This is a genomic window from Actinomycetota bacterium, assembly GCA_040905475.1.
Lineage (GTDB): Bacteria > Actinomycetota > AC-67 > AC-67 > AC-67 > DATFGK01.
Window position 1 is genome coordinate 21,539 of sequence record JBBDRM010000052.1, and the last position, 18,766, is coordinate 40,304.

The following is an 18,766-nucleotide window of genomic DNA, read 5'->3' on the forward strand; positions in this document are numbered from 1 at the left end:
CTCACAGCATCGACATCATGTCGCCGACCATCTTCGTGATCTCGCTCACCACGCCCGGCTGGGTGATCACGTTGACGACGGCGGGCTTCCCGGAGTCGATCGCACGCCGGATCGCCGGCCCGACCTGCGCGGCATCCTCGACGCGCTCCCCGTGGCCGCCGAACGCCTCCGCCATCTTCTCGTACGAGGCGACCGAGAGCTGCGTCGCGCCGGTCTGCTTGAACTGACGGCCCTGCTCGTGGCGGATGTTCCCCCAGGCGCCGTTGTTCATGATCACGGCGGTGAACGGGAGGTTATGCCGCACGGCCGTCTCGAGCTCCATCGCGCCGAATCCGAACGAGCCGTCGCCGATGCAGAGGACGACCGGGCGATCGGGTGCGGCGGCCTTGGCACCGAGCGCGTACGGAACGCCGACGCCGATCGTTCCCAGCGAGTCGTGTGTGTGCAGGTACGAACCGGGCCGGTAGGCGGGGAACGTCGTGATGCACCAGGTGTGGGAGTCTCCCCCGTCGGAGACGAGGATGGCCTCGCGTCCGGCCTCGGCCGGCACCTCGCGCGCAACACGGCCGGGCGGTACCGGCGACCCCTCTCCCGCGGTCATCGCCGCCCAGGCCTCGTGCATCTGGCCGCCGGCCTCCTTCGCCTGGCGGCACCACGCGTCCTTGGGCTTGGCGTCCCAGCCGTCGGCGAGTTGTGTCAGCACGATGCGCGCGTCACCGATCAGTGCGAGATCCGGCATCCGGTTCAGACCGATCGACGTGGCCTCGATGTCGACCTGGATGATCTTCTCGTTGCCGGACAGCAGCGGCGGTCCGCCGAACGTCACGCTGACGTCGAACTTCGTGCCGACGATCAGGACCACGTCGGCCTGCACCAGCGCGATACCGGCGTCGGCGAGCGACCCCACGCACGACTCGTGCCCGTCCGGGAGCAAGCCTCGCGCGGCGTTGAGCGTGGCGACCGGGATCATCGTGCGTTCCGCGAACCCCCGCAGCGCCTCGGCGGCGCCCGACCAGAACGCGCCGCTGCCGCAAACGACCATCGGGCGCTCGGCTTCACCGAGCATCTTCAATGCCGTTGCCAATGCGCCGGGGGACGCGCCGGGCGGCTCGGCGAACCGCACGGTCGAGACCGCTGCCTCGGCCTCTGCCTTGAGGACGTCGTGCGGGAGCTCGAGGAACACCGCGCCCGGCCGGCCGCCGACCATCCGGCGCCAGGCGGCCTCGAGGTAGGTCGGGATCCGCTCGGCGTCGAAAACGGTGTCGCTCCACTTGGTGACCGGCGCCGTGATCGGGCGCCCGTCTACGTCCTGGAACGTTCCCGAGAGACGCTTCTTCGTGGAGGTTCGTCCGGACAGCAGCATCACCGGGCTCCCGCAGGTGTTCGCCACCGCGAGCCCGGTCACCGCGTTGGTGACGCCGGGCCCGGCCGTGACGACCGCGACGCCGGGCTTCCCGGTCACGCGCGCGTAGGCCTCGGCGGCGAGCACCGCGCCCTGCTCGTGCCGGGTCGCGATGACCTCGATCCCTTCCTCGGCGCAGCCGTCGAACACGGGCAGGACGTGCTCGCCGGTGAGCGCGAACAACTTGTCGACCCCTTGCGCCTTGAGCCATGCGGCGACGATCCGTCCACCCAGCATGCGAGCCTCCTAAGGGTTGCGTGTGGTCAGTGTGACGAGCCTTCGGTCACCACGTCCAACGGATCCTCCCCGCGCGCTACCCGGCGGCAGTTCTCCATCGCGGCCGCGATGATCCGCAAGATCGACTCGCCCGTGACGCCCGCCAAGTGCGGCTGGAGCACGACGTTGTCGAGCTCGTAGAGCGGCAGATCGGGCGGCGGCGGCTCGGGATCGAACACGTCGATGGCCGCGGCGCGGATCGTGCCGTCTCGCAACGCCCGGGCGAGCGCGGCGGCGTCGACGAGCGGCCCGCGAGCGGTGTTGACCAGGACGGCCATCGGCTTCATCAGCCCGAGCGTGCGGTCGTTGATCAACCCGCGCGTCTCGGGCGTGAGCGGCGCGTGCAACGAGACGACGTCCGCCTCGCCGAGCAAGGCGTCGAGCTCGCGGAACTCGACCCCGACCTCGCGCTCTTGCTCGGGCGGGAGCCGGAACACGTCGTGGTAGATCACGCGCATGTCGAACGCGCGCGCGCGTTTGGCGACCTCGCGTCCGATACGGCCGAGCCCGACCAAGCCGATCGTCTTGCCGGCGAGTTCGAAGATGCCGCCCTGCAGCATCGTCAGGGTTCCCCAACGCCCTTCGCGCACCGCGCGGTCGCCGGGGAGGATCCGCCGGCTCGCCGCGCCGGCGAGCAGGATCGCCATCTCGGCGACCGTGTGCGCCTCAGCGCCCGAGGAAGCGACGGTCGCGACGGACACCCCCGCCGCGGTCGCGGCTGCCACGTCGACGTGGTCGAACCCATGGCCGGGCACCTGGATCAGCCGGAGCTTGGGCATCCGAGACAACGCCGCGGCGTCGATCGTCCCGGACCCCGGCGGGAGCACCAAGAATTCCGCCTCGGCGGCGACGTCGTCGGGGATGTCGCGAGGGTCGTTGTACGCCTCGACCGTCCAACCCTCGCCGAGCATCCCGCCGTACGCCGCGGACGCGAGCGACGGGTCGGCGGGCGGCGGAACGATCCCGATCAGCAGCATCCAAGGGCCCCCGAGGATCGAGAAGTTCGTGACATTCCATAGGAAACACGACCGTGGCCGTCGAATGCCAACCCACGCCGGCGGTTCGGCCGGTTCGGGTGAGAGGGGGATCCATGCGGTTCCGTGCGTTGCTCATGATGGTGGCGTTCGCGGTGGTCGGCGGCGTCCTGGTTCTCGGAGGGTCGGCCAGCGCCCACGAGTGCACCGACGATCCCGAGACCGAGCAGACCCCCGATGAATGCCACGAGACGCCGGTCCAGCCGAACTGGCGCGGCACCTACATCCCGCTGTTCGACCTCGAAGATCGCGAAGACGAATCGCAACGGTACGACGCCCAGCGCTGGCGCGACGAGTGCAACACCGGAGATCCCAACTCGGATACGTACCAGAGCCGGCAGCTATGCGCCTGGTTCTACGGCGGAACCAGCGGCTCGCCGGGTGAGGACGGCGAGCTGGCGCCGAACGAGCTGCACGCCGGCTTCGCGGCGACCCACTGCTTCCTGTTCGAGGCGGCGCACCAGTGCGAAGATGGCCACGACGGCTCCATCCAGGGCGAAGGCGTGCACGACGCCCATGGTGGCGCGACGTATGTGGACGTGTGCCTGCAGCCCAATCCCGACAGCAAGTACTGCAACGACGGGATGGAGGACACCCAGGCCGGCGTGACGGTGATGGACCACTTCGCGTGCGGCACGGTTGTTCCGGTCGCGTCCTGCACCGACGAGTACCACGTCGTGCGCCCCCTCGACCAGGAGTACACGCAGGCGCAGATGGACAACTCCGTGGAGCAGACGCAGGAGATCGCCGACGATCCGTATACCTGGCTCTGTGGGTACGGCGAGTACGGCGGAGACGACTGCATCGTTCCGCAGCCCTAACGCTCAGCCGTGGTGACTATCCGGGCCGCCCTTCGGGCGGCCCGGATAGTCTCTGCGCCGATGCCGGACGCGACCGGGCCGCCGACGATCTCACGCGCGCGGATCTTCACGCGGTTCCTCCGCTTCGGGACGCTCGCCTTCGGCGGCCCGGTGGCGCAGATCGCGATGATCCGCGACGAGCTCGTCGAGCGCGAGCGCTGGATCACTCGGGAGCGCTTCAACCGCACGCTCGCGGTCTATCAGGCGCTGCCCGGCCCCGAAGCGCACGAGCTGTGCGTCTACTTCGGAACGATCGCCGGCGGACGGACCGGCGGCGTGCTCGCCGGGCTGGGCTTCATGTTGCCGGGGTTCGTGCTCGTGCTCGTCGTTGCCGCCCTGTACGTCCGCTACGGCGCGTCCTCCGTGTGGATGGCCGCGGCATTGAGCGGGCTCCAGCCTGCCGTCGGTGCGCTGATCGTCCGGGCCGTGATCCGGATCGCCCGCCACGCGCTGACGCATCCGTGGCTCTGGTTCGTCGCGGCCGGTACGGCGGTCGCTCAGCTGCTCGATGCTCCGTTCTGGATCCCGCTGCTGACCGCGGGCGTCTCCCATGCGTTCGCCGCGCGGGGCGCGTACCCGGCCGCCGGAGCGTCCGTCGTCGCGGGTGCGATCGCCATCGCGTTCACGGCGGATCCCTCGGGGATCGAGCTCGACCCGCTCACCGTCGCCACCGGCGCGGCGCCCGGCCTCGCCGCGCTGCTCGTCACCGGGTTGAAGGCGGGCCTGCTCACGTTCGGCGGGGCCTACACCGCGATCCCCTTCGTGCGCGGCGACGCCGTCGTCACCGGGCGCTGGCTCACCGACGCGCAGTTCCTCGACTCGCTGGCGCTGTCGGGGGTCCTGCCGGCGCCGCTGATCATCTTCGGCACGTTCGTCGGGTACCTCGGCGCCGGGCTCGACGGCGCCCTGATGGTGACGCTGGGGATCTTCGCCCCCGCGTTCGCGTTCACGCTCGTGGGTCACGGCCAACTCGAGCGGCTCGTGAACGAGCCGCGCACGCACGCACTCCTCGACGGCGTCGCCGCGGCGGTCGTCGGACTGATCGCGGTGACCGCAGTGCGCCTGCTCCCCGAAGCGATCCCCGACGCGAGCGCGGCCGGCATCTTCGCCGGGACGCTTCTCGCGGTCGTGCTATGGCGTGCGCGCTGGAGCGTCTTGGGGATCATGGTCACAGCCGGGATCGCGGGGATCGTCCTGGACCGGCTCTGACCGGTCGACGCTCGTCCGAGGGTCGCCGTTAGAATCGGCGGTCCGTACAGCCGGGGGTGAGTCGTGCTCGACCAGACGTTCCCACGCCAGGAAGCGCGCAAGAAGCTCTTCGACGCGTACCGCAAGCGCGGCTTGTGGGGCCAGGCGTCGTTCAACGACATCCTCGAGGAGGCGTGCACCAAGCGCTGGCCGGACTCCGAGTTCGTCGTCGAGTCGCGCGAGCGTCCGGCCTCGCTGACCTACCGCGAGCTCCACGAGCGCGGGCTGAAGCTCGCCGGGGCGCTCCGCGGGCTCGGGCTGCGCAAAGGCGACGTGCTCGCGATGGAGATGCCCAACTGGATCGAGGGCTGCATCACCTACCACGCGTGCGCGGCACTCGGCGTGATCGTGGTTCCGATCATCCACATCTACCGCGCCAAGGAGGTCGAGTTCATCCTCCGACAGTCCGGCGCGAAGGTGTTCATGACACCCGACCACTACCGTTCGATGGCCGTCGACTACCTCGCGATGACGGCGGAGATCCGCCCCCGGCTCCCGGGGCTCGAGCAGGTCGTCGTCGTCGGCGACGAGGTTCCGGACGGCAGCCTTTCGTTCTCCGAGCTCGAGGCGAGCGGTACCGACGGCTTCCCGCGGCCCGAGGTCTCGCCCGACGAGCCGCACATCCTTGCGTACACCAGCGGCACAACGTCCGACCCGAAGGGCGTGGTCCATTCGCACAACACGTTCTTCGCCGAGCTGCGCGCGATCGTCGCGGCGTCGGGCGGCGGCGAGGAAGACGTATTCATGTCGCCGAACCCGATCGGCCATATCGCCGGGATATACGCGGCCCTGATCGCGCCGTTCCGCTGCGGTTACAAGAAGCTGGTGCTCGTGGACGGGTTCGATCCGCGCTGGATGCTCGAGCTGATCGCGCAGCACAAGGTGACGCGATCCGGCGGCGCTCCGATCTTCATGCAGGTGATGCTCAACGATCCCGAGTTCGCGAACATCGACACCTCCTCGCTCCAGCTGTTCGGTGTCGGCGGCGCGAACGTCGCACCGTCGTTGATCGAGCAGGCGGATTCGGTCGGGTGGTGGTCGATGCGTTCGTACGGATGCACCGAGCACCCGTCGATCACGATGGGAACGGGCGACGACCCGCTCCAGAAGCGCGCGCACACCGACGGCCGGCCGATGCTCGACGTCGAGATACGCCTCGTCGACGACGGCGGGAACGAGGTCGCCCCCGGCGAGGAGGGCGAGGTCTGCTCGCGCGGCCCGGACCAGTTCCTCGGCTACATGGACCCGGCGATGGACGCCGACGCGTTCGACGGCGGCGGCTGGTTCCACACCGGCGACATCGGCCGTATCGACGCCGACGGCTACCTGACGATCACCGACCGCAAGAAGGACATCATCATCCGCGGCGGCGAGAACATCTCGGCCCGCGAGGTCGAGGAGGCACTCGCGAAGCACCCGAAGGTGCAGGAGGCTGCGGTCACGCCGGTCTCCGACGCGCGCTACGGCGAGAAGGTCTGCGCGTTCGTCATCACGCGCGACGGGCAGCCGCTGACCCTCGACGAGGTGCTCGCCCATTTCAAGGGGCTCGGCGTCGCCAAGCAGAAGACGCCCGAGCGGCTCGAGCTCGTCACGGAGTTCCCCCGGACGCTGTCGGGGAAGGTGCAGAAGTACGTGCTACGGCGCCAGATCGACGCCCGCTAGCGCTTCCGGCGCGAGGGCTTCGAACGCGCGGTGCGCAGGAGCGGCGCGAGGTGCCGCTCCGCGTATCGGCGCGCCGCGGCGTCGGTTCCCAGATCGGACACCGCCGCCGGGGTGAGCAAGAACGAGGCGACGAGCCGAACGAAGATCTCTCCGATCGCCGCGACGTCGGCCTCCTCGTAGCCCGCGGCCTGCTCGCGCGTGTAGGAAACCAGGAACGCGCATGCCGCCTGGAGGAACGGCCCGCCGCGAACCGTCAGCTCGGGCAGGAGCACTTCGGGCTCGGTCGCCAGGATCCGTGTGATCAGCGGATGCGAACGCGCGGCGCGCAAGGTGACGACGAAGCCCTCGACGAGCTTGTCCTCGAGCGTCGGCAGAGGGGAGACGATCGCGTCGAACTCCTTGAGGAAGCGCGACAGCTCACGGAGCAGCAGCCCTTGGATCAGGTCGCTCTTGCGGCCGAACCGGCGGTGGACGGTGACGCGGGTGACGCCGGCGCGAACGGCGACGTCCTCGACCGTCGTCCGCCGCAAGCCGAAGTCGAGGAACTGCGCCATCGCGGCGTCGAGGATCCGCGCGGCCGTCTCATCGGCAGATGCGTGCTCGGCCGCGAGCCTGAACAGCTCCGCCGTCGTCGCGCTCACGACGCGCGCGCCGCTTTCCGAGCCTTGTACGCGAGCGGGAGGTACCGCAGGCGCTCGGGGAGACGAGGCATCACCTCGGCGATCGCGCGTCCGACCCGACGGAGCTTCCGCTCGTCGTCTTCGGTCCACTCGAGGTCGAACATCTTCCGGATGGCCGGGGGAAAGGTCCCGACCGTGATGAACCGCTGGAACGTGCCCGCCGAAAGCCCGAACGGCTTCCAGATGGCCTCCATCGCCGCCGGGAACCACTTCGGCCGCGGTGTCCGAGTCATGCGCTCGAGCACGTCGACCGCCGTCGGATGCGCCTCGAGCTTGGACGCGACCATCTCGTCGAAGTACGCCCAGTAGTCCTCGACCGTCGGCGGCAGCGCGTGCTCCGGCACCTGCAGGATCCGGCCGAGCTGCAACACCTCCTGGTAGAGGGCGCGCTCGTCGGCCCGCTGCCCGGGCAACGTGAAGTACCGCTCGAACGTGATCCCCCGCTCGTAGGCGGTCAGGTGCACCCATGCCCACGGTTCGGGGTCGAGGGCCGAGTACGTCGTGCCCTGATCGTCGACGCCGCGGAACGCCTTATGCATCGCGCGCAGCCGTTCGCCTTCCGCGAACGATCCCTCGCCGGCGTACACCCACTTCTGGAGCGAGTCGAGGCTCCGTTCGAGCCGTCCCCACGGATCGGTCTTGTAGACGGACCGCGCGGCCACCGCGTGACCGATCGAGGGATGCATCGTCTGCATGATGAGCGCGCCGCCGAGTACGAGCAGGATCCGGCGGTCGCCGATGCTCTCCCACAAGAGCGAGCCGGGCCCGAACGGCTCCGGCGGAGCGACCGTACGCTCGTCGTGCCGAACCTCGGCCATCGAAACCCCTCCGTTTCGTCGGCGATACAAAGATACGGAAACTGTATCACCGACTCTTTCGCACCGCCAGGCGCGTGCCGAAAAAAGCCGCGAGCCCGGCCTCAGACCGGCCGGGCTCGCGTCGGTTCCGATCGCTAGTCCGTGCAGCACTTCCCGTCGGGCGACTCTGCGCGGTGTTCCGCTGCGGTCATGCCGCCTTCGCAGCACATCTTCTCGTCCTTCTTCTCCTCGGCCTTGGGTTGCTGCTCCAACGTCTTCTGATCTGCCATCTTGGACCTCCTCCTGATGGGATCGTTGCCCTTGTTCTACCCACTAGGCGCGGCTCGACGCTTGCTCGGCTGTTGACCTGACGGAGCGTCAGGTGTTACAACTGACACGCGCGTCACATCCTCCGGGAGGCTAGTCCCGTGCGAGCGATCCCCATCGACAGCTTCTTCGAAGACCTTGAAGGCAAGCGCGCCGTCGCGGCCGATGAGGCCGTCAACGACGCCTCGCTCGATTGGGGCCGGATCGTCGCCGAGGGGCGCGCCGCCCGCACCACCGTCGACGGAGGCAGCTGGCGGATCGGTCGGCTCGCTCTTCTGATCGAGCGTCGTTACGCCGCCGGAGCAGTCCAGCGATTCGCCGAGGCGATCGGCGAGTCCTACGGCACCGTCCGCCGCTACCGCTGGGTCGCCAAGGCCTACGACCCGGACATCGGGCTCCGGCTCCCCGGCCTCTCTTTCTCTCATTTCCAGGCCGTGGCCGGGCTCCCCGACCGCCTCACCTGGCTGCAGCGAGCGGCGCGGGGGAACTGGAGCGTAGACCGCCTGACGCGCGAGTCCCGCGGGACCAAGCCGGCCGCGCCGCAGCGACGGAACGCGCAGGCGCTCGACCGGATGCGCTCGACGATCGGCGGGCTTCGCCGCTCGATCCCGTCCACGTCCGAGCTGGACGATGCCGCGATCGCGACGGCCGGCAAGAAGTGGCTGGCGGAAGCGCTCGACGATCTCTCCCGTGAGATCGAGGAGCTCCGTGAGCGCGTGCGGCGCGCTACCCGCGCCGTTGAAGCACGACGGCCCTTGAAGGTTGCTCGGGAACGAGGCGCCGCGGCCGCGAAGCCGCGCACGCCCACCGCGCTCAAAGCGCGCGCGATCGGACGCTAGACCCCCGCGCGAAGGCGGGCGAGCGCCCGGGTCGCCACCGTTCACGGAGCCCGGCTGACATGGCTGACATGTCAGCCATGTCAGCCACCTACGGGATGCGCCATGCGGACGGCGTCAGAAGACTTCGTTCGACCCCTGCCGGTCGAGCAGGCGGGCGATCAGGTTCTTCTGGATCTCGACCGTGCCGGCGCCGATCGCCAGACCGCGGACGTCGCGGAACATCCGCTCCACCGGGAACTCGCGCGTGTAGCCGTAGCCGCCGTGGATCTGGATCGCCTCGTTTGAAACCTCTTGGGCCACGATGTTCGCATACCACTTCGCCTTGACCACCATCATCGGGTCCGGCTCGTGGATGCCGCCGATGTGCTCGCCCGTGCTGCACGCACGCCAGACCATCAGGCGTGCCGCGTCCACCTTCGTCGCCATCTCGGCGAGCTTGTGCGCGATCGCCTGAACGTCGATCAGCCGCTTCCCCCCGACCTTGCGCTCCTGCGCGTAGCGGATCGACTCGTCGAGCGCCCCCGCCGCGACGCCGACGCACATCGACGCGTTGCCGAGCCGCTCGTGGTTGAACTGGGCAAGGATCGTCCGCATCGCCGACCCTTTCGCATCGCCTTCGAGCAGCACGTCTGAGTCGGCGACCGGCGCATCGTCGAACGCGACCTCGGCCTCGGCCGCGCCGCGCAGCCCCATCTTCTTGTGCACCTTCGACACCGACACGCCCGGCGCGTCGGCCGGCACCATCACGGCCCCGAGCGCCTTCGAGGAGTCGTCCGCCGGGAAACGCGCCACGACGAAGAAGGCTTGCGCCTTGTGCCCGCCGGTCACCATGTTCTTGTAACCCTCGAGCCGCCAGCCGCCGTCGACGCGCCGCAGCTTCGCGCGCATCGCCATCGCGTCCGACCCGGCATCCGGTTCGGTCATGCCGATCCCGATCAGACACTCACCGCCCGCGACCTGCGGCAGGTAGCGCTCCTTCAGGTCCTCGCTGCCGAATGCCGCGATCGCGCGCGGGGGGCCGTTCAGGAAGAGCTGGCACACGACCGCGGTCGATAGGCACACCCGACCGATCTGTTCGAGCACGAGCCCCGCTTCCAGGTCGCCGAGCCCCAGCCCGCCGTACTTCTCCGGAACGCTCAAGCCCGTGAGGCCTTGGCGCCCGAGGATCTCGAGGTTCTCGGACGGGAACTCCTCGTTCTCGTCCCAGCGGGCGGCGCGCGGACGGAACTCGCGCTCGGCGAGCTCGCGCGTCGCGCGGCGCAGCTCTCGCTGCTCGTCGGTGAGCGTGAAGTCGACCACGGCGAGCCCAGCCTACCGGGCCGACCGGCTCACACGGACTTCCTCGGATCGACCACGACCTTGCCGTCGGCCGGCCGGGTGGTGAGCTCCTCGAACGCGTTCGGAAGTTCGTCGAGCGTCACTCGCTTGGTGATGATGTCCGCGATCTCCGGGTGGTCCGCGAGAAGCTCGATCGCGGCACGGAAGTCGGCCTCGCTCGAGGAGATACTGCCGACCACACTCTGCTCGCGCGTCACCCACACCATCGGAACGACGCTCGCTTCCGACATCGGAACGCCGAGAAGGATCGCGACCCCGCCGGGCGCGAGCAGGTTCGTCGACTGCTGGAGCAGCTCCGGGCGACCGGTGCACTCGAGCACCAGCGTGGTGCCGGCCGGCGCGTCCTCGATGCGCTCGTGAACGGTACCGGCGCCGAGCCTCTCCGCGAGCGTCCGCCGAACCATCACGGGATCGACCCCGACGACGTTCGCGCAGCCGCGGGCGCGAAGCGCCGCGACGGCGAGGAGGCCGATCGGCCCGAGCCCGACCACCGTCGCCTCGTCCGGCACGAACCCGGCGCGCTCGACCCCGTGGATCGAGACTGAGGTCGGCTCGACCAAGCACGCGTTCGCGACGTCGAGCCCGGCCGGCAGACCGTGCACGCAGGACTTCGGGACGGCGACCAACTCGGCGAAGGCGCCGTCCCGCACGCCGCCGGGCCCGCGCGTGAGCGCCTCGACGCAGCGATAGGACGCGCCGTTCCGGCAGTCGGCGCAGGCGCCGCACGGCATCTTCGGGTCCACGACGACCGGATCGCCGTCGACGAACCCGGAGAACTCGTGCCCGAGCACCGACCCGGAGAAGACGCCGGTCTTGTAGCAGGACAGATCCGAGCCGCAGATCCCGGCGGCGGCGACCCGGACGAGCACCTCGCCGTCGCCGGGGTCGGGGTCGGGCAGCTCGAGCACCTCGAGCCGTTTCGCGCCGGCGAGGCGGACGGCGCGCACGCTACATCAGCCCGAGCGGGCCGAGGTTGCGGAGGAGCTCGGAGAGGATCTCTGGGTCGGTCTGGACGTTGATCACCGACGCGACGCCGGAATCGAGGGACCGCTCCAGGGCCGGCCGCAGCTCGGCGAGCGTCGTCACGTGCTCGCCGTGGCCGCCGAACGCCTCCGCGACCTTGTCGTAGCGCGAGTCGCCGAGGTCGCTGGCGGTGCGGCGCCCCTTCCCGTACCACGCGTCCTGCTCGTGGCTGACATCGCGCCATCCGGCGTTGTTCGACACGATCGTGATCACGGGGAGGCCGTGCCGCACCGCGGTGTCGACCTCCATCGCGCACAATCCGAACGAGCCGTCGCCGATCACGCAGAAGACGGGCTCGCCGGGCCGCGCGGCCTTCGCCGCGATCGAGAACGGCAGGCCGACGCCGAGCGTCCCGAGCGCGGTCGTCGTGCTCAAGAAGCGTCCCGGCCGCTCCGCGTACCCGTACGCGAGCATCCAGGTGAGCGCGTCCCCGCCGTCGGAGACGAACGTGACGGCGTCTCCGGCCACGTCGCGGGCGAACGCCGCGACCTCACGGGCCATCGCGCCGGCGTGCACGCGCTCGCCCGTGTGTGCGTCGACCTGCGCGTCCCACGTCGCTCGCGCGAACGCGGAAAGGTCCTTCGCTTGCTGGAGCCAGACATCACGTCCCGGTGCCGACTTCTGCCACGCGTCGGTCAGCTCGGTAATCACCCGGGTCGCGTCTCCGACCACCGCGATGTCGGGCCGGCGGTTGCCGCCGATCCGGTCGCCCGAGATGTCGACCTGGATCACCGTCTGCCCCGTGGGAGCGAACAGCGGTGCGCTGCCGTACATCACGTTGGCGTTGAACGCGCTTCCGAGGACGAGCACGACGTCGGCGCCCGGCACCGCGATCCCCGAGTGAACCATCGAGCCGAGACACCACGGATGGGAATCGGGGACCAGACCGCGCGACGAACTCGTCGTCACGACCGGGATCTCCGCGCGCTCGGCGAAGCGCGCCAGTGCCTCGCCGGCGCCCGACCAGAACGCGCCGCCCCCGGCGAGGACGAGCGGGCGCTCCGCGCGTTGCAGCGCGTCGAGCGCACGATCGAGATCGACCGGGTCGGGCGAGGGCACCGGCGGAACCGCCGGGAATCCGCCGGCCGCGTCCGTCAAGAGGGCCGGCGCGCTCGCCATGAAGATGTCTTGGGGGATCTCGAGGTACACGGGGCCCGGCGTTCCGGCGCGCGACCGCGCGAGCGCCTCGGCGACGTAGCGCGGGATCCGCTCGGTCTGATGGCAGGCCTCGGCCCATTTCGCGACCGGGGCGACCATCGCGCGCTGGTCGACGTCCATCACCGCGCCGCGGCCGCGCTGCTGCAGCCCGGTGCGCCCCGCGAAGAGGAGCAGCGGAACGTTCCACGCCGCGGCGTCGACGAACCCGGTGAGCGAGTTCGCGAAGCCGGGGCCCGCGGTCACCGCCGCCACCCCGGTGCGGCCGGTCGCGAGCGACCATCCCTCGGCTGCGAGTGTCGCCGCTCCCTCGTGCCGGGTGTCGATCACGCGGATCCCGACGTCGAGACAGCCGTCGAGCAACCCGAGGATGTGGCCGCCGCACAGGCCGAAGATCGTGTCGACGCCGGCCTCCTTGAGGGCCTGCGCCATGAGGAGGCCGCCGTGCGTCCCGCCTTCCGATGCGGAGGGCTGGATGAAGCCGGGAACGAACTCGGGCATGCGAGAACGGTAGCATCAGCCCCATGCCTGACGCCCTGACGGTCTACTTCGACTTCACCTGCGGCTACTCGTACCGGGCGATGCATTGGCTCGCCCTGATCCCCGACCTGACCGTCGAGTGGCGGACCTTCTCGCTCAAGGAAGTGAACCGGGAGCCGGGGGAGTCCTGGCTCGAGGCCACGTCGCCGCCGAGCGTCTCGGTCTTCGCGCAGGCCCTCGCGCACGCCGCTCGGGCCGGCGACTACGACCGGTACCACCACGCCGTGTTCGAGGCGATGCACGGCGAGCACCTACGCCTCTCAGAAGAAGGATTCCTCGAGATCGCGGCCGACGCCGGCGCCGACGTGGACGCGTTCAACCAAGACCGCGGCGCCTGGGTCGCGAGGGTCGGGGCCGAGCACTACGACGCGGTCGAGCGGCTGGGCGCCTTCGGGACGCCGACCGTCGTGCTCGATGGCGCGGCCGCCTATTTGCGGCTCGCGGAGGTCCCCCCGAGCGAAGCGGACGCGCGGACCATCGTCGGCGGTCTCCGCAGCCTCGCTTCCTCGACGGCGAACCTGGTCGAGGTCTTCCGTCCCGAGGGCCCACATCCGACTCCGATAGCGCTTTCACCGCCGAGCGATTCACGGTAGAGATCAACGGTCCTCGCCACTCCTCGGGGTTGCTACACTGGCGGCGCCTGCCGGCGTGGAGCAGCTTGGAGTGCTCGTCACCCTGTCAAGGTGAAGGTCGCCGGTTCAAGTCCGGTCGCCGGCGCAGGAGCACCATCCCGCCCAGGTAGCTCAGTTGGCAGAGCACGGGTCTGAAGAACCCGGTGTCGCTGGTTCGATTCCGGCCCTGGGCACTCTCCAAAGAGAACCGCTCGGGATCGGTTCTTCCCGAGCGGTCCGCGTAGAACGAATCTCTAGTTCTCGACGATCACGACCTCGTACTCCTCGGCGGTGGGCGGGAACCCCGTGTCGAAGTGGGCGTTCACGACGGCCAGCCGGCTACCGAACAGCGCCGCAGTGGCCGGGATGTGGAAGCGGCTGCTCGTGATCACGTGGTCGATCCTGCCGGAGCTGAGATCCGGCTTCAGTCGAACCGCCGAGATCTGGTTGCTGAAGTTCTGCACCGCCCACAGCCACTTGCCGCGCAAGACGATGCCGTCGACGTTGGGAACGCTCACGCCCTCGATCAGCGCGCTTTCGCCTGTGGTCGGATCGACGGTGTAGAGCTCGCCGTTCCCGCTGTGCACGACGATGAGCGTGCCGCCGTCGGGCGTGGCGACGATGCCGTTGTTGTTGAAGTCCTTGCTCGTATCGGCCGCAGGCCCCGACAACGACAGCGTCTCGAACGTGCCCGGTTCTGCGTCGAACGCCACGAAGTAGAGGACGGGCGCCGTCGTGTTGGTGAACCAGGCGCCCTCATTCGTCAGCGCGACGTCGTTCACGAGCGGACCGATCGCGGGGTCCGCGAACTGGTACGCGGCGACCGTGGTGGCCGTCCTCGTGTCGTACACGTACGCCTGCCCGGTGAACCCGCCGGCCACCCACAGTAGGCCGGTGGAGCCGTCGAAGGTCATGCCGACCGCCTGCCGCCCGTCCGGGGCATCGATGAAGAGTGCGGCCGTTCCTTCCTGGATGTCTCCTCGGAAGATGTCGCCCGCGAAGAGGTCCCCCGCGAAGAAGGTCGACCCATACCCCCGGGCGATCCCCTCCGCCGAAGTCGCGCCGGGGAGCACGATCACGTCCGACGCCGGCTCGGCGACGGCCGCCGTCCCGGGAAGAGCGAGCGCCGCGACCAGTGCCACGATCGTGGCCAGCCGCGTGCGAGTCGTCCGTTGGTTTGCTGTCATGGCGACCCCCTTTCGATGGGTCGTATCTTGGCTCTCCCCCACGCTCGGTGTCCAAACCGGCACAAACCAAGCAGGGAACCCACAACTGACGCCGAAGTCATCCCCCATGCGCCGCGCTCTGAGCCTCGTGGTCGTCGCGTTGATCGCGATGACATCACTCGGCGCCGAAGCCGGACCCGACTGCATCTGGGAGCAGTACGGGAACGACGCCGGCCATTCGTTCGCCCAGTCGTCCGACTGCAGCTCGATCACGCCGTTCAGCCTCACCACGATGATCCCGAAGTGGTTGGTCCAGACCGGGTCTCCGGTAACGGCCTCGCCGGCCGTGGCCGACGGAACCGTCTACGTGGGGGCCAACGACGGCACCTTCTACGCGATCGACGCAGCCGACGGCGCGGTGCGTTGGACCTTCGAGGTCGACGACACGAACCAGATCTACGTCGGTCTGGTCTCCTCCGCCGCCGTGCCCGAGATCGATGGGCAGCGCGTGGTCCTCTTCGGCCGCGGCGGGACGCTGTACATGCTCGACGGCGACACCGGCGGCGTGCTCGCGCGTGCGTGCGTGGACCCACGGGCGGAGACCGAGACACGCTGCGCAGGGTCGGACGATGACATCCAGATCGAGTCCTCACCGGCGTTCGTCTGGGTCGACGGCGAACCCTGGGTCGTCGTCGGGATGGACGTGCACAACAACCCGGATGTCGGCCGGACCGGCGTGATCGCGCTCCGGATCGGCCACGAAGCCGATACGTGGTCGCTCGAGCCGCTGTGGAAGTTCGACCCCGAGAACCTTCAGACGTACACGGGGCTCGACATGCTCACGACCGGCCACGGCACCGGCGACGGGTGCGGCGGCGTCTGGTCCTCGCCGTCCGTCGACGTCGACGGCGACATGGTCTTCTTCGGCACCTCGAGCTGCTCGGTCGGCGACGGGACCAACGGCCCGTGGAGCGGCGAGTCGCTGTTCGGGGTCCGGCTGCGCAGCGGCGCGTTCGAGTGGCAGTACAACCCGCGGATGGACCGCGGCGAGTCCACCCGGCTGGACGACGACTTCGGCGCGAGCACGAACCTGCTTCCGGACGGCCGCGTCGGCGCGGGCAGCAAGGACGGCTGGTACTACGGCCTCAAGCGGGACCGAGCCGACGGCAGCGAGATCGCGGCCGACGAGTGGGCCTCGCACGCCGGTCAGGCCGGGCACGCCGGTCAGGGCTTCGCCGTCGGGGGGATGATCGGCACCGCGGCGGTCGGCGAATGGTTCGACGAACCGGCGATCTTCGCGACGACCGCCATCTCGACGCCGCTGAACGAGGACAGCAACGGGATCGATCTCACCCTCCTCGAGGACCCCGGCCGCCTGTTCTCGCTCCACGCGATCAGCGCGATCGACGGGCGGATCCTCTGGCGCTCACCGCTGTCGCGCCAGTCCTACGGCGCGCCCACCTACGCGCGGGGGCTCGTGTTCGTCCCGTCCACGGTCGGGTTCGGCGTGTACGTGTTCAGCGCGGACTCGGGGCTTTTGCTTCGGGTGCTCCCGCTCAACGGCGCGCCTGCATCGGCACCGGCGATCGTGGGCGACTCGATCTACGTGGGCGCCGGCACGACGCAAGAAGGCATCCCTATCGAGCGGCTGAGCGGGATCTGGGCCTTCCGCACGCTGCTGTAGAGAGGCTCTTCAGCTCCCATATGACCGTCGCCGTCGTCACCAACGAATGCCAGCGTGGGGCGATCGGCGATCACGCGCTATGGCCGGCGCTCGTCGATTCGGCGAAACCGATGGTCGTGGCGCTGGCGCGGTTGCTCGACGCCGCACGTGATCGCGGCGTCCCGGTCGTCCACTGCGTGGCCGTTCGGCGCGCCGACCTGCGCGGCGCCAACACCAACGCTCCCCTCTTCGAGGTGGCCAACCGCTCCGGCGGCTTGCGCGCCGGGACACCGGCCGTCGAGCTGATGCCCGAGCTGGGCCCGGCCGCGAGCGATCTCGTCTTGCCGAAGACGCACGGCGTGGCATCGCTCGGCTCGACCGGAGCCGACGCGGCCCTGCGGAACCTCGGCGTCGACGAGATCATCCTCACCGGGGTTTCGGTGAACGTCGCGATCCCGGCGCTCGCGTTCGAGGCGGTGAACCGCGGATACCACGTCACGATCCCACGGGACGCCGTGGCCGGCGTTCCTCCCTCCTATGCCGAGGAAGTGCTGGAAAGGACGCTCTCCCTCGTCGCAACGCTCACGACCGTCGACGATTGGATCGCAGGGTTGCCTCCCGCGTAGAGGCTGGTCTAGTGTCTGGACACATGTCCAGTCCCGCAGAGGCCGTCGAGGCGCCCCGACGCCTCCTCACACAGCGGCAGGCACAGGTCGTGGAGCGGCTCACCGAGGCGGCCCTCCGTCAGATCCGGGCCGGGGGTCATGAAGGGCTCACCGTCCGCAACGTCGCCGCCCGGGCCGGCGTGGCTCCAGCCACCGCGTACACCTACTTCGCCTCCAAGGATCATCTGATCGCCGAGGTGTTCTGGCGCCGGGTCCACGCTTTGCCCGAGCCGCGCATCGATAGACGCCGCGCGGCGTCGATCCGCGTGAAAGCCGCACTCAAGGACCTCACCGCCCTGCTCGCGAGCGAGCCCGAGCTGGCTGCGGCGAGCACCACCGCGATGCTCGCCGCCGATCCCGACGTGAAGCACATCCGCGACCGCGTGGGCGCCGAGATCCGCCGCCGTCTGGAGGCGGCGCTGGGCGACGACGACGGGGAACAGATCCTGACCGCGCTCGAGCTCGCCGTCGCTGGAGCCATGATCCGCGCCGGGATGGGCCACCTCGCGTACGCGGAGCTCCCGGAGCGCATCGCCGACGTCGCCGGGCTCCTCTTGAAGGGGCGCTGATGCTGACCGCCGTCCGCTACAGCCCCTACGACTACGAGATCCACGAGGACCCCTACCCCACCTACGCCCGGCTCCGCGAGGAAGCGCCGGTATATCGCAACGACGAGATCGATTTCTGGGCTCTGTCGCGCCACGCAGACGTGAGCGATGCGTTCCGCGACTCGACGCTCTTCTCGAGCGCGAACGGCGTGTCGCTCGAGCCGATGGCGACCGGGCCGAACGCCTGGCGATCGATGTCGTTCCTCGCGATGGATCCCCCACGCCACGGCCTCATCCGCAGCATCATCTCGCGCGGGTTCACGGTCCGGCGGATCACCGACATGGAGCCGCACATCCTCGAGCTCACCCGTCGGCACCTCGAGCCCGCCCTCGAGCAGAGGAGCTTCGACTTCGTCACCGACTTCGCCGGCAAGCTTCCGATGGACGTCCTGTCGGAGATGATCGGCTTCCCGCCGGCCGACCGCGCGGAGGTCCGGCGTCTCGCCGACCTGCTCGTCCACCGCGAGGAAGGCGTCTTCGACGTCCCGCAAGCCGGGATCGAGGCGGCGCTCACGCTCGCGAAGTACTTCGCCGACATGATCGCGGAGCGACGGAAGCGCCGGTCCGACGACCTGACCTCGGCGCTGCTCGACGCGGAGCTCGAGGGCGAGAAGCTCAACGATGCGGACATCATCAGCTTCCTGTTCCTCATCGTGGTCGCCGGCAACGAGACGACGGCGAAGCTGCTCGCCAATGCCTGGTACTGGGCCTGGCGCAACCCTGACGAGCGCGCGAAGCCCTTCAGCGACCCCGGCCGCATCGAGAGCTGGATCGACGAGACCTTGCGCTTCGACGGCTCGTCGCAGATGCTCGCCCGCACCGTGACCAAATACGTCGAGCTCCACGGCGTTCGAATCCCGGCCGGCGGTCGC

18 protein-coding genes and 2 tRNA genes are annotated in these 18,766 nt (G+C 69.7%); 11 read left to right on the forward strand and 9 right to left on the reverse strand.

The window, feature by feature from the left end:
- Position 1: 1 nt before the first annotated feature.
- Positions 2-1,639, reverse strand: coding sequence for a thiamine pyrophosphate-binding protein (locus WEB06_04275; protein ID MEX2554831.1), 1,638 nt, complete (start codon positions 1,637-1,639; stop codon positions 2-4).
- Positions 1,640-1,665: 26 nt separating this feature from the next.
- The gene (locus WEB06_04280; GenBank protein MEX2554832.1) at positions 1,666-2,655 is read right to left on the reverse strand and encodes an NAD(P)-dependent oxidoreductase; all 990 of its coding nucleotides are present in this window, start codon (positions 2,653-2,655) and stop codon (positions 1,666-1,668) included.
- Between the two features lie 113 nt (positions 2,656-2,768).
- Between WEB06_04280 and WEB06_04285 the strand changes: the two genes are divergently transcribed.
- From WEB06_04285 to WEB06_04295, 3 genes are all read left to right on the forward strand, one after another.
- Positions 2,769-3,533, forward strand: coding sequence for a hypothetical protein (locus WEB06_04285; protein ID MEX2554833.1), 765 nt, complete (start codon positions 2,769-2,771; stop codon positions 3,531-3,533).
- A gap of 60 nt (positions 3,534-3,593) precedes the next feature.
- Entirely contained in the window at positions 3,594-4,781 is a 1,188-nt protein-coding gene (gene chrA, locus WEB06_04290; GenBank protein MEX2554834.1) for a chromate efflux transporter, read from the forward strand.
- A gap of 63 nt (positions 4,782-4,844) precedes the next feature.
- Positions 4,845-6,482, forward strand: a complete 1,638-nt coding sequence (locus WEB06_04295; protein ID MEX2554835.1) for an AMP-binding protein — start codon at positions 4,845-4,847, stop codon at positions 6,480-6,482.
- On the opposite strand, the gene WEB06_04300 is transcribed toward WEB06_04295, so the two are convergent.
- The 3 genes from WEB06_04300 to WEB06_04310 all read right to left on the reverse strand — a co-directional run bounded on the left by WEB06_04300 (position 6,479) and on the right by WEB06_04310 (position 8,249).
- Entirely contained in the window at positions 6,479-7,123 is a 645-nt protein-coding gene (locus WEB06_04300; GenBank protein MEX2554836.1) for a TetR family transcriptional regulator, read from the reverse strand. The genes WEB06_04295 and WEB06_04300 overlap by 4 nt on opposite strands.
- Positions 7,120-7,980, reverse strand: a complete 861-nt coding sequence (locus WEB06_04305) for an oxygenase MpaB family protein (protein ID MEX2554837.1) — start codon at positions 7,978-7,980, stop codon at positions 7,120-7,122. The genes WEB06_04300 and WEB06_04305 overlap by 4 nt, the downstream gene beginning before the upstream one ends.
- Positions 7,981-8,114: 134 nt before the next feature.
- Positions 8,115-8,249, reverse strand: coding sequence for a hypothetical protein (locus WEB06_04310; GenBank protein MEX2554838.1), 135 nt, complete (start codon positions 8,247-8,249; stop codon positions 8,115-8,117).
- A gap of 138 nt (positions 8,250-8,387) precedes the next feature.
- On the opposite strand from WEB06_04310, the gene WEB06_04315 reads away from it, so the two are divergent.
- Positions 8,388-9,125, forward strand: coding sequence for a hypothetical protein (locus WEB06_04315; GenBank protein ID MEX2554839.1), 738 nt, complete (start codon positions 8,388-8,390; stop codon positions 9,123-9,125).
- 114 nt (positions 9,126-9,239) lie between these two features.
- Here the strand turns inward: WEB06_04315 and WEB06_04320 are convergent, their stop codons facing one another.
- From WEB06_04320 to WEB06_04330, 3 genes are read right to left on the reverse strand one after another with little or no spacing between them, the layout of a single operon-like run.
- Positions 9,240-10,424, reverse strand: coding sequence for an acyl-CoA dehydrogenase family protein (locus WEB06_04320; GenBank protein ID MEX2554840.1), 1,185 nt, complete (start codon positions 10,422-10,424; stop codon positions 9,240-9,242).
- Between the two features lie 29 nt (positions 10,425-10,453).
- Positions 10,454-11,410, reverse strand: coding sequence for a zinc-binding dehydrogenase (locus WEB06_04325; GenBank protein ID MEX2554841.1), 957 nt, complete (start codon positions 11,408-11,410; stop codon positions 10,454-10,456).
- 1 nt (position 11,411) lies between these two features.
- On the reverse strand, positions 11,412-13,142 hold the full coding sequence (locus tag WEB06_04330; protein ID MEX2554842.1) for a thiamine pyrophosphate-binding protein: 1,731 nt from the start codon (positions 13,140-13,142) through the stop codon (positions 11,412-11,414).
- 23 nt (positions 13,143-13,165) lie between these two features.
- On the opposite strand from WEB06_04330, the gene WEB06_04335 reads away from it, so the two are divergent.
- The 3 genes from WEB06_04335 (at position 13,166) to WEB06_04345 (ending at position 13,986) form a co-directional block, all read left to right on the forward strand.
- Entirely contained in the window at positions 13,166-13,774 is a 609-nt protein-coding gene (locus WEB06_04335; GenBank protein ID MEX2554843.1) for a DsbA family protein, read from the forward strand.
- 49 nt (positions 13,775-13,823) lie between these two features.
- Positions 13,824-13,898 (forward strand) — tRNA-Asp (locus tag WEB06_04340).
- 15 nt (positions 13,899-13,913) lie between these two features.
- Positions 13,914-13,986, forward strand: a tRNA-Phe gene (locus WEB06_04345).
- Between the two features lie 60 nt (positions 13,987-14,046).
- Here WEB06_04345 and WEB06_04350 read toward each other — a convergent pair.
- A complete protein-coding gene (locus WEB06_04350) occupies positions 14,047-14,979 on the reverse strand; it encodes a hypothetical protein (protein MEX2554844.1) in 933 nt (310 codons plus the stop codon).
- A gap of 106 nt (positions 14,980-15,085) precedes the next feature.
- On the opposite strand from WEB06_04350, the gene WEB06_04355 reads away from it, so the two are divergent.
- From WEB06_04355 to WEB06_04370, 4 genes are all read left to right on the forward strand, one after another.
- Positions 15,086-16,642, forward strand: a complete 1,557-nt coding sequence (locus tag WEB06_04355) for a PQQ-binding-like beta-propeller repeat protein (GenBank protein ID MEX2554845.1) — start codon at positions 15,086-15,088, stop codon at positions 16,640-16,642.
- 20 nt (positions 16,643-16,662) lie between these two features.
- Positions 16,663-17,247, forward strand: a complete 585-nt coding sequence (locus WEB06_04360; protein ID MEX2554846.1) for a cysteine hydrolase — start codon at positions 16,663-16,665, stop codon at positions 17,245-17,247.
- Between the two features lie 23 nt (positions 17,248-17,270).
- Positions 17,271-17,855, forward strand: a complete 585-nt coding sequence (locus WEB06_04365) for a helix-turn-helix domain-containing protein (protein ID MEX2554847.1) — start codon at positions 17,271-17,273, stop codon at positions 17,853-17,855.
- Positions 17,855-18,766, forward strand: a 912-nt coding sequence (locus tag WEB06_04370) for a cytochrome P450 (GenBank protein ID MEX2554848.1), incomplete at its 3' end; no start/stop codon positions are given. The genes WEB06_04365 and WEB06_04370, both read left to right, overlap by 1 nt.